The organism is Clostridium sp. AWRP (assembly GCF_004006395.2).
Taxonomy (GTDB): Bacteria; Bacillota; Clostridia; order Clostridiales; family Clostridiaceae; genus Clostridium_B.
In genome coordinates this window covers 1,628,025-1,640,314 of record NZ_CP029758.2, presented here as the reverse complement: position 1 = coordinate 1,640,314, position 12,290 = coordinate 1,628,025, and the positions used below count along the sequence as shown (strand labels likewise).

Sequence of the window (12,290 nt, the reverse complement as noted above, 5' to 3'; positions counted from 1 at the left end):
ACTGCCAATTTTCTTTGTATCATCTACAAAGGTTATATTATAACCTTAGCTTTACTTTATTTCTTATTTACTGTGCAATTTTCAAAGGACAATTTTTCAATTTACATTGTAAATTGAAAGAAGAATCTATGATCCTTCAAAATTAAACAGAGTAGATTTTCTAACTTACTTAAACCATCAATTTATAAGATAGATTATACTCTATCTTTCGACTCCCTAGAAAGGAGGTGATCCAGCCGCAGGTTCTCCTACGGCTACCTTGTTACGACTTCACCCCAATTACTAACCCCACCTTCGGCCGCGTCCTCCTAAGTTAGACTACGGACTTCGGGTGTTGCCAGCTCTCATGGTGTGACGGGCGGTGTGTACAAGGCCCGGGAACGTATTCACCGCGACATTCTGATTCGCGATTACTAGCAACTCCAACTTCATGCAGGCGAGTTTCAGCCTGCAATCCGAACTGGGGGCAGTTTTTGAGGTTTGCTCCACCTTGCGGTCTTGCTTCTCTCTGTACTGCCCATTGTAGCACGTGTGTTGCCCTGGACATAAGGGGCATGATGATTTGACGTCATCCCCACCTTCCTCCGCGTTAACCGCGGCAGTCTTGCTAGAGTGCTCAACTAAATGTTAGCAACTAACAACAGGGGTTGCGCTCGTTGCAGGACTTAACCTAACATCTCACGACACGAGCTGACGACAACCATGCACCACCTGTATCCCTGCCCCGAAGGGCTTCTCTTATCTCTAAGATATTCAGGGTATGTCAAGTCCAGGTAAGGTTCTTCGCGTTGCTTCGAATTAAACCACATGCTCCGCTGCTTGTGCGGGCCCCCGTCAATTCCTTTGAGTTTTAATCTTGCGATCGTACTTCCCAGGCGGAGTACTTATTGTGTTTACTGCGGCACAGAAGGGGTCGATACCTCCTACACCTAGTACTCATCGTTTACGGCGTGGACTACCAGGGTATCTAATCCTGTTTGCTACCCACGCTTTCGTGCCTCAGCGTCAGTTACGGTCCAGAGAATCGCCTTCGCCACTGGTGTTCTTCCTAATCTCTACGCATTTCACCGCTACACTAGGAATTCCATTCTCCTCTCCCGCACTCCAGATACCCAGTTTGAAATGCAGTGCCCGGGTTAAGCCCGGGTATTTCACATCTCACTTAAATATCCGCCTACGCACTCTTTACGCCCAGTAATTCCGGACAACGCTCGCCACCTACGTATTACCGCGGCTGCTGGCACGTAGTTAGCCGTGGCTTCCTCCTTGGGTACCGTCATTATCGTCCCCAAAGACAGAGCTTTACAATCCGAAAACCTTCTTCACTCACGCGGCGTTGCTGCATCAGGCTTTCGCCCATTGTGCAATATTCCCCACTGCTGCCTCCCGTAGGAGTCTGGACCGTCTCTCAGTTCCAATGTGGCCGATCACCCTCTCAGGTCGGCTACGCATCGTCGCCTTGGTAGGCCGTTATCCTACCAACTAGCTAATGCGCCGCGGGTCCATCTCAAAGCGGATTACTCCTTTAAATCAGTTTCCATGTGAAAATTGATTATTATGCGGTATTAATCTCCCTTTCGGGAGGCTATCCCCCTCTTTGAGGTAGGTTACCCACGTGTTACTCACCCGTCCGCCGCTAATCCACTCCCGAAGGAGCTTCATCGCTCGACTTGCATGTGTTAAGCACGCCGCCAGCGTTCGTCCTGAGCCAGGATCAAACTCTTAATTTAAAAGTTTATATGGCTCTATAGAAAATTGATATTAACTTCGCCCAGCTTCGTCAAATACTTCACTCCGGTGCTCAATTACGTTAGTAAGTTCCGCTCCTCGTTCAGCATTTTCCTCGCTGTACTCGTTACTATCAATTTTAGTATATTACTAAATGTAATACACTAAATTACGAAATTACTTTTTTAGCTGCTCTCGCAGCTCAAAAGAATTGCTGGTTTATTCTAAATAAGTTGTACTTATATCTTCCTCTGTTTAATTTTCAAGGATCATTTTGCCGCCTCACTTCGACAGCTTTTATAGTATATCATCTTTATTTCAACCTGTCAATTAGTAACTTATTTCCAGGTTGTTCATTACATTATATATTCTTTTAGTAATATAATTAATAGCTTTTATATAGTACTATGCAAACTGAATTGCTGTAATACTCTTGGTTGCGGGAGCAGGACTTGAACCTACGACCTTTGGGTTATGAGCCCAACGAGCTACCAACTGCTCCACCCCGCGTCATTATACATTTATATTAACAACCATCCTTGGTTGTACTGGCCGCTTCTCGAAGCGACAAGTGATATCTTATCATATATGCAGATATAAGCAATTAGCAATATTCGGTGTTTACCATACAATATTGTAGAAATACCTCATTATACTTCTATATACCCAATAATTGATATAGTGACACGCCTGACATAGTTTGCTGAAAATAAGTATTACCTCTCAATTAATATTAATCAAATCTTCGGCCTACTAGTATCAGTCGTATCATTATGAAGAAGAAATTAGCAATTAACTGCTAACCCCTTTTTATAACTTTATGTTGCTAACCATACCACTTAATACACTTTTTCTAAGTACATACTGCTCCTTATATATATTTGAATTGTTGGCATTTGGACTATATTTATTGATAATTTTTAGATTGCTGACAAGTGCCTCCTTTAAGTCCCCTATATCACCTGCTGCATATGCACCAATAATACAATCTGTAAGTACAGCACCTCCCGAGACTTCTAGTGTAATTGTTTCACTTTGCATAATATCTGCTTTAATTTGATTCCATAAATCATCTCTACTTCCACCCTCGGTAATGGTAATTCTGTCTATTTTGATACCAGCATTTCTATAATCATTTGTAATTTCCATATAATCATAAGCAATGGCCTCCAAAACAGACCTCCATAAAACAAATTGATCTGTATCCAAGGTCATGTTCAAAAAACAACCTTTTATCTTTGAAAATTGACCATATCCACCAGTTAAATATGGTAAGAAAATCACACCATTACATCCTGGCACAACCTTTTCTGCTCCTCTGCTAAGCAGTTTATAATAGCTATCATCATCAGATTTTCGACAAATGTTATCCTTAAACCAACGCAGTGCCAAGCCTCCAGTTCTAACAAATCCCCAGTAAAAATATGTATTTTCTAAAGTGCCGCTGTTAAAAATCAATTCACTTCCCCTTTGACTAAGCTCTGGAATAATCCCATTTGTAGAGACACAAAACATGGCACAAGTTCCTGAAACATCTACAGCCTTATTTGCTTCAAGAATTCCGCTTCCCAACATGGACTGCATTGTATCACCTGCACCAGCACAAATTGGTATGCCATGAGGACATCCCGTTTCCTTTGCCGCACTTTCCGATAACGTACCAATAATATCCCAGGGCTTTACAATCTTAGGCATATAGCTTTTAGCTATCCCTAATATATCAAGCTGTTTATCAGACCATTTCTTTTCATATACACAATATCCAAGGCCCCATCCTGACATAGTTCCCCAATCAACAAAAGCATCCTTACTTTCTAAACCTGCAAGATTCATCAGGATATAAGGAGCATTATGGACAAACTTTTTGCCTCTTTTTTGAAATTCTTTACTATTTGCTAAGATCCACCTTGCATGCAGCGCTGGAAACATACAGCTTGGATCAGCATTTCCCGTTTCCTTTCCCCAAACATCAAGGTTCAATTTCTTAAGAGTTTCAGCATCTCTCTGTGTTCTTGAATCCAAATAGTTTATATAAGGCGTAATTGCCTTTCCACTTTCGTCTATACCCACAATTCCACAAATAATTCCATCCCCCATAATTGCTTTAATTAAGCTAGGATCAATTTCTTGTTTTTTTAACTGTTCTACGCACTGTTTCATACCAAGCTTTGTAAGTAAAAGATATTCATCTGCATCCATATCAACCCATCCTGGATGAGGATATTTCAAAGTTGTTCTATTTGACGATTTTGCTACACATTTCATATTTTTATCATATACAGCAACCTTTACGCTTTGAGTTCCTGCATCAAAAGCAAGATAATAATGTTCCATTTTATATATTTAGTGAGAGGTACATAAAAATTGCAATCTCCCCCTAAAATTCACCTCTTTTCTTTATCATACTATCTAACGTTTAATTTTAAGCAAAATAACCCCTAGGTTCTCCTAGGGGATTGTAAACATAATAAACATATACATCTTGTTTATCCACCTTCTTTCATCCAGACTATACTGTCGGCTTCGGAATCTAACCGAATCTGCCATATGGCTTGCGGGCTGTACCGCCGATAGGGAATTTCACCCAACCCCGAAGGATATTCTATATAACTTTATCATTAATATATCATTGTGCTTTTTCTCTGTCAATGTTCATATAACTTTCTTCATTAAAACTTTTTAGTAAATCGTTTATACCAAATCCTATATTACCTTTTACTCCATTTTCAATATCAAGCAGCATCTTAGTGTCATTTTCTCTATACTTTTTATAGTCCTCATTAAGTACAACTAGATATTTTTCAAACTTTCCTTGAATCGGCTTAATTATCTTACAATACTTTTTTGTAAGTTCAATACATCTAATAAAGCTGCACTTTACTTTCTCATCCTCCTTTAAAGATTTTACAAATTCAATTTGATTATTTACTGTAGTATTTTTAACACTATCGTCATAGTTCAATATCTTTTTTGCTTGACTACTCATGATTCTCTTTAGTTCATCTAAATTATCACCATCTACCTTATCTAATTCTTCTAATGGATAGTTACTCTCATCTACTTCCTCAGCAGAATCTAAAAATTCCACAAGCTTTAACCATACTTTCTTCTTTTCATCATTATCAATTGTAACTTCTAAAAATGGCTCATACATAACGGCAAACATTTTTCCAAAATTCCCCGGAAATATTCTAAGCAAACTATTTGATATAAGTTCTTTTTTATCATCTCTAGACAGTTCCAGCGTTTCCCGCAGCTTTTTAATTTGTTCTCCTGAATACTTATAATCATCTGGATTCTTTTCCATAAGACTTGATATGATCAACTTACTTTTTTCTAGATAACTTATGTTCTCATCTATTTTTTCTAAAGCATCCATTAAAGCTTCTTGCAGTCCTTTTTTACCTGCAATTACATCGTTTATGCCCTTTATTGGTATATCTAAAGTTCTAAGTGCTCCTATTAAATTTAATCTAATAATATCCTCATCTGAATATTCCCTATAATTGTTTTCAACATTTTTTAAAGGATTAATCAAACCTTCACTTTCGTAGTATTTAATAGCCTTCTTAGTAAGTCCAGTCTTCTCTGCTGCAATTTTTATATTCATATATATTTTCCTCCCACCAATATCAATAAATCTTGCTTTTATATTAATGGTATCCCTAAGGTACATGTCAATATATTTTTAGGTAAAAAAAGAATAAAGTACATCTTCTCAAATAATTAGTACTTTACTCCCTAAAATTTATCCGATTTCAAGAACTCTGTTCATATTACTCTACAAGTGCAATCATTTTCTTTCCAAATAACATATTAGTTAAGGCAATAGCACGTCCAACACCGATAACTGCCACTAAAGTTCCAATGCCAATTCCAACAACTTTTCCAGCACACACCAAACCAATAACTACAGTAATTATAACGCTTGATATATCTGTTATATTTTTTGCCAGTCCAAGTCCTTTCTTAGTTCGCTCTGCTAGTGCCTGTGTAAAACCATCTGCAGCATTTGGAACAATCTTCATTTGAACTGTAATATATGCTCCAATTCCAGTGAGCATAATTGCTACTGCAAGCAAAAGCAAATTCATTATTAAGTTATCACAATTTATGACTATCATATCATTAAAAATATTAATTATACGGCTAAATACAATACTCATGGGAACCTGTAGTAAGTCAAATGGACGAAATTCCTTTCCACGCAGGGCTGCTTGTCCAGCTACACACAGTATGTAAATACACATAGTTGCATTTCCCAAGTTTATATTCCAAATTTTTGAGATAGAATATGGTATAGAAATTATAGGTGATACTCCGAGACCTGTTTTTGTATTCAAAATAATTCCTAATGCAAGTATCACAAGTCCGATACAATACATCATTCCGCGATAAAATTTCTTCATATGCATTCCTCGATTCTTAGTTTTGTTATAAGTTTGCATTTTTAAATTTAATTACTCTATTTAGTAAAAATTATAAATTTTAGCTACTGTTTATTTACTCTTTTTACTTCCTTCGTATATTGTATATAAATAGTAACAATACTATTATATAAACTTTATAAATTAAAAATCAACTTATATCAAACACACTTTTGCAATAATTAAGTTTATCTAAATATTTTGTACATAAGTCTTATTCTTTTTCTTTAGCATATTTCCAATATTCAAACAGTATAATGTACTTTGCAAAGGACAATATATAATTTGAGACACCTCACAAATTGTACACAATTCGTGAGGTGTCTCTCTAAACAATTGGAGGACAAAATTTATGGTAAAGACAAGTAATAATATCAACAGTGCAACTCTTCAAATTAAAAAAGAACAGCTTGATATATCAAAAAAGTGTTAACAATAAAAAATGAATTAGACTACCTTTTCAATAAATATCTTTACAAGTTCTGGATCGAATTGAATACCTGCATTCTTAATAAGCTCTTTTACGGCTATCTCTTTTGATAAAGCACTTCTATAAGCCCTCTCACTTATCATAGCATCAAAAGCATCAGCTATTGCAATTATTCTTGATTTTAATGGAATTTGCTCTCCTTTAAGTCCTTTAGGATAACCCTTTCCATCCCATCTTTCATGATGTGCTAAGACATACTCTGACATTTCCGCCATATCATTAACAGAACTTAAAATGCGATAGCCTATTTCTGGATGACGTTTAATTTCTTCCCACTCTTCATCGATAAGCTTACCTGGTTTATTTAAAATATTCTCATCTATGGCAACCTTTCCTATATCATGTAACAACCCTACAGTTTTTAGTTCTTGTATTTCACCATCTGGTAGATTCATAGCCTTTCCTAAAAGATTACAATATTCAGATACTCTATGAGAATGTTGTTCCTCTCTTTTATTTTTTTCATGCAGTGTATTTATAATAGCACCAATTGTTTTTCCTCTCATGCTTGGACTCTCAAAAAGCTTCTTTTTATACATGAAATCTTCTGCTTTTTTCAGTACTTCAAATACATCCTCCTCTTCATGGTACTTTGCTGCAAATCCAAAAGAAATTGAGGGATTTATTGACTCTACCTTCTCCTTTGAAGCTAATTCAGAAATACGCTTAAGCATTTTGCCTGCTTCAAGTTCATTTGTCTTTGGAAGCAGTATTACAAACTCATCTCCTCCTACACGTGATATTATACCTTTATCACCACAGACATTAAGCATTACCGACGAAACCTTTTTCAGCAATTCGTCACCAGCAGCATGTCCAAAAGAATCATTTATTAACTTTAATCCATTAACATCAGCCATAACAATAGTAAGAGGAAAATTTTCTTTGTTATTTAATCTTTCAATCTCTTCTTCAAAAAACCTCCTATTGTATAGTCCTGTAAGTTGATCGTTGTAGCTTAGAAATTCAATTTTCTTTTGATTTTTTCTTTCATCTGTAATATCTCTGCTTATTGCAATAACCTCATTTTCTCTACATTTAACTATCCGAAGTTCATAATATTTCTTACCTGCTGATGTATCAATTTCGTATTGAAAACTTTCCAAAGAATTATTTTTAAGAGCTGCCTTAATTTTCTCAAAACAAGTTTCAGCTATTTTAGGTGGAATTACATGCCAAAGAGTTTTTCCTATGAACTCATTTTTAGGCATTATTAACATAGAAGTATCTTTTATTTGACAGTCTTTGAAAACAGCATTTTCATCTACAACAAAGATAATGTCTGGAATAGCAGTTACTATTGCTCTATTTCGTTCTTCACTTTTCTTTAAATCTTCTTCACTTTTCATTAGCCTATAATATTGACTTCGAAGTTCTTCCTCTATTGCAGCCAATTCATTATAAGAATCCTCTATTTCTTCATTTGACACCAGTAACTCCTGTTTACTCTTATTCAAAGCATCATTTGTTTCTAATAGTTCCTTGGTACGTACAGTAACTCTTTTTTTAAGAGTTATATTCCATAATAGTAATAGAAGTATACTTGCCACTGATGCAATTATTAATCCTCTATACTCTATTACTGTCTGATAGAAGTTTTTTTCTTCATAAACCCCCAACCACTTATTATTTATCTCATCATATTTTCCTGTAGCCCTAAGTACTTGCAATCCACCATTAAGAGCAAATAGTAAATCATCATTTCCCTTTTTTACAGCAATACAGTAATCATCAGGATTAATAACTAATCCATTACCTTTTATGTTTGAAATCTTATCCTTTTTCATAAAATAATGTCCTATTATAGTTGAAACTACTGCATAGTCATATTTGTTCATAGCTATAAGTTTAAGTGCTTCCTCAGATGAATGAACTTTAACAAAATTAATACCAAGATTCTGCTTTTTAAGATATTCTCCTGATATCTCATCTGCTTCGACTACTACTGTCTTCCCTCTTAACTGACTTATATTATTTATACTTTCTCCCTTTCTTGTAAATACATCAGCACCAGTTACTGCAGTTTTTGTTGTAAAAGAATAGAGTTTTTCCCTATCCTTAGAATAGAACATCCCTGCTGCGACATCTATTTTACCCCTTTCAAGTTCATCCATAGTTTCACTCCAGGTACCTAGTTTAATCTTTACCTTAAATCCCATGGCCTCTGCTGCAGCTTTAGCAAGTTCTATATCAAAGCCAGTTGGATTACCATTTTCATCTATAAAACTATATGGTGGATAATCTTTATCATCACCTATTATTATTGTTCTGTCTTCTTTTTTTTCATCATTACCTAGCACCTTATAAATAGTTTCTTTATTAGGATTCACACTTTCCTTGTTATCAGCAAACACTGCTTTTCCATAATTATTACTCAATAAGCAAGTTAATATTGCAATAAATACTATAATAAAAGCTTTACGTTTTATTCCAATCATGCCCCCTTTCCTTTACAGCCATTTACATTCTGCTGTTGCATTGAAAAGTATGTATTATTTTTTATAAGTATATCAGATTTATTAAGCTTCTACACTAATAATTTTTACCATATAAAATAAAAATTACTACAGGAACTTAATACTATAATAATTTTCATTTTATCCTATCTATTCTATTTTACATAAATCTATGGATGTTCCCTAGCTGTGATAAAAATCATTAGAAATACTATTTAAACACACACTGAAATCACTGCACATCTTTCTATCTAACAAGGTATTGGTGTCAAAATTTCAACTTGCGGAATTTGAAGCACATCATCTGCTGTTTCTATTTTGGGAACTTCTTGTATTTTATTTTGCTCTGCAGTATTACTTTGAGAAACTGCATTTTTCGAATTTGCTAATACATCTGATCTGCCTTTAGAAGATGTATTTGACTTATTGTATTTTATAAATTTCCCATTTTCCCAAATTCCTTCTTTAACATTTCCATTTTTATATGTATATTTACCTTTGCCATCTATATTATTATTTTTCCATTCTCCTACATAAGTGTCACCATTTTTAAATGTATAAGTTCCATTACCACTCATTTTATCATTGTCCCATTTTCCAGTATAACTATCTCCATTGCTCCATTTAAAACTGCCTTGGCCTTGTTTTTTATTATTTACAAAATCACCTTCATAATAATCCTTAGAAGCATATGTAATTTCACCTTGTCCATAAATTTTGTCGTCCTTCCATTGACCTTTATACGTATTTCCATTATTCCAAACAAACTGGCCCTCCCCTTGCCTCTTGCCATTTACTATATCTCCAGTATAATTACCAGTTTTAAACTTAACTTTCTGTTTCTTTGCTCCTTCTTTATTATTTTGTTTTGATGCAATCTTCTTATCATTGTTAGCTTTATCTTGGTTGCTAGATGATTGAGTGCTTTGTTCACAACCTGCTAATGCCAATACTAACATTAAAATTAGAAGTATTTTACTCATTCTTGCCATTTTATGCCTCCTATAATAAGCCGCCCTTCCAATATCATGATTTAATTTGTCCATAAACCTCTTCATATATGCTAACATTATAAAATAAATACTACAAATTGACAATAAAGTTTATATAAGGAGTAATATTAATTGTTGACAATATCAAAAGATTTACGCTAATGCTAAATCAACATAAAAATTATATTCTGTCCTTTAGTAATGCTTCTATTTCAGATAATTCTTTGCTTTCTCTTTCAGAACATCCCGAAAAGATAATTATCATTGAAAGCAGTATTGAAACGCCTACCCATTTTTTCAATATATTTTCTCCCTTCTCATATACATTTTTTATACTATTAGTATGTATTGTCTATCATAATAACAAACATTATTTTATGTTATAATTTTATTACACTTTATTTTTAGGAGAAAGTACTTATGTTTAGAAATATTATGGATTTTGCCATAACCCTATATAAATATTTGGGGAAAAAACTTATTTTAAATATTTTACTTATAACTCTTCAAAGCTTGCTAAATGGAACCGGAATCGTGCTTCTTATTCCTCTTCTTTCAGTGGCCGGTATCATGGGATCAATAAATAGTTCAAACTTTCTTCTAAAAGATATTCAAAAGTTTTTTATGTCTCTGCCAAATAGCATAAGCCTTATAATAATTCTTATGTTATTTGTACTTATTATAAGCTTTACAGCATTATTAACCAGACAAACTTCAATATTAAACACAAAAATAACGGAAGAATTTTCAAGCCACCTGAGGAAAGAACTTTTTAAAAATGTAGTTCATTCAAAATGGGACTGCATATCTAATAAAAGATTTTCCGATTTAACTAATACATTTACCATGGAAGTTTCAAGGATTTCATCAGCAACAGTTCAGCTTCTAAAAATAATTTCTCAAGTTATAACTGCTTTAGTTCAAATTATAGTTTCTTTTGCCATATCCGCTCCTATAACTATTTTTGCTTTAATAAATGGATTTATTATTTTTATCCTTACAAGTTCTTCCCTTAGAAACGCAAAAAAGCTTGGAACTTCCCTTCTTTTTATGAATAAAGAACTACAACTTCAAATTACAGAACAATTAAATGGAATTAAAGAGGTAAAAAGCTACTGTATTCAAGATTCCCAAATAAAAAAATTCTCAGATTTAGTTAAAAAAATTCAATGTAACTCTATAAACTTTTCTAAAATACAGTCAACACCAGACACTATCTATAAAATAATATCCGCTATAATAATAAGTTTATTTTTTTATAGCTCAATAATTATATTCAAAGTGGCACCCTCAAACTTGCTAATTGTATTATTTATATTTGGAAGACTATGGCCACTATTTTCATCTTTTCAAAACAGTCTTCAAAATTTATTTATTATGATACCCTCTTTTAATAATCTCATGGAAATTAATAAAGAATTTAAAGATAATTCAGAGGTAATTAATTTAATCAATGATAGAGTTTCCTTTTCCCTAAATGATTACTTAGAGTTAAGAAATATTAGTTTTAAATATTCAGGCAAAAATAATTTCTCAATAAAAAATATTTCTCTAAAAATTCCCTCTAGGAGTTTTACTGCTTTTATAGGTAAATCTGGATCTGGCAAAACCACCCTTGCAAATATAATAATGGGATTGTTAATACCTCAAAACGGCTGCATTTTATCTGACTATAAAGAAATTACTGAGGAAAATGTTTTATCCTGGCGAAAAAATTTAGCTTATGTGCCGCAAGATCCTTTTATTTTTAATGACACTATTAAAGAAAATCTAATAAAATTTTCTCCTGATGCAACAGAAAAAGAACTGTCTAACGCCCTTAAACTTGCCTGTGCAGATGAATTTATATCAAAGTTACCTAAAGGTATTGATACTATAATGGGAGATAGAGGCATCAAACTTTCTGGAGGTGAAAGACAGAGAATCGTACTTGCAAGAGCTTTACTTAGAAACCCAAATATTTTAATACTTGATGAGGCAACCAGCTCATTGGATATAGAAAATGAACTCAAAATACAGCAGGCAATTGAAGGACTTCAAGGTAAATTAACATTAATAGTAATAGCCCATAGACTTTCTACAATAAAAGCTGCAGACAATATTTTTGTTATTGAAGACGGCATTCTTAAAGATCAGGGGAATTACGAATATGTTATAAATAAAATAATACCTCAGTAAAAAGAGTCCATAAGCCTGT

The 12,290-nt window shown here is 33.8% G+C and carries 6 protein-coding genes, 1 tRNA gene, 1 rRNA gene and 1 riboswitch; of the genes, 1 reads left to right on the top strand and 7 read right to left on the bottom strand.

From position 1 onward, the window contains the following. Positions 1 to 220 precede the first annotated feature (220 nt). From DMR38_RS07610 to DMR38_RS07580, 7 genes are all read right to left on the bottom strand, one after another. Positions 221 to 1,730 (bottom strand): 16S ribosomal RNA (locus tag DMR38_RS07610). A gap of 432 nt (positions 1,731 to 2,162) precedes the next feature. Then, a tRNA-Met gene (locus tag DMR38_RS07605) sits at positions 2,163 to 2,238 on the bottom strand. Between the two features lie 300 nt (positions 2,239 to 2,538). Then, positions 2,539 to 4,062 (bottom strand): FGGY family carbohydrate kinase, encoded by a 1,524-nt coding sequence (locus tag DMR38_RS07600; RefSeq protein ID WP_127720721.1) that lies wholly within the window; start codon positions 4,060 to 4,062, stop codon positions 2,539 to 2,541. Between the two features lie 154 nt (positions 4,063 to 4,216). Continuing rightward, a riboswitch (FMN riboswitch) is annotated at positions 4,217 to 4,330 on the bottom strand. A gap of 24 nt (positions 4,331 to 4,354) precedes the next feature. Beyond that, complete coding sequence (locus DMR38_RS07595) at positions 4,355 to 5,338, bottom strand: MerR family transcriptional regulator (protein WP_127720720.1); 984 nt, start codon at positions 5,336 to 5,338, stop codon at positions 4,355 to 4,357. Between the two features lie 166 nt (positions 5,339 to 5,504). Further along, positions 5,505 to 6,137 (bottom strand): DUF6198 family protein, encoded by a 633-nt coding sequence (locus DMR38_RS07590; RefSeq protein ID WP_127720719.1) that lies wholly within the window; start codon positions 6,135 to 6,137, stop codon positions 5,505 to 5,507. 465 nt (positions 6,138 to 6,602) lie between these two features. Continuing rightward, entirely contained in the window at positions 6,603 to 9,083 is a 2,481-nt protein-coding gene (locus DMR38_RS07585) for a transporter substrate-binding domain-containing protein (RefSeq protein WP_127720718.1), read from the bottom strand. Positions 9,084 to 9,352: 269 nt separating this feature from the next. Next, positions 9,353 to 10,093 (bottom strand): hypothetical protein, encoded by a 741-nt coding sequence (locus tag DMR38_RS07580; RefSeq protein ID WP_175412943.1) that lies wholly within the window; start codon positions 10,091 to 10,093, stop codon positions 9,353 to 9,355. A gap of 420 nt (positions 10,094 to 10,513) precedes the next feature. Here DMR38_RS07580 and DMR38_RS07575 point away from each other — a divergent pair, with 420 nt between their 5' ends. Then, a complete protein-coding gene (locus DMR38_RS07575) occupies positions 10,514 to 12,271 on the top strand; it encodes an ABC transporter ATP-binding protein (RefSeq protein ID WP_127720716.1) in 1,758 nt (585 codons plus the stop codon). Positions 12,272 to 12,290: the final 19 nt, after the last annotated feature.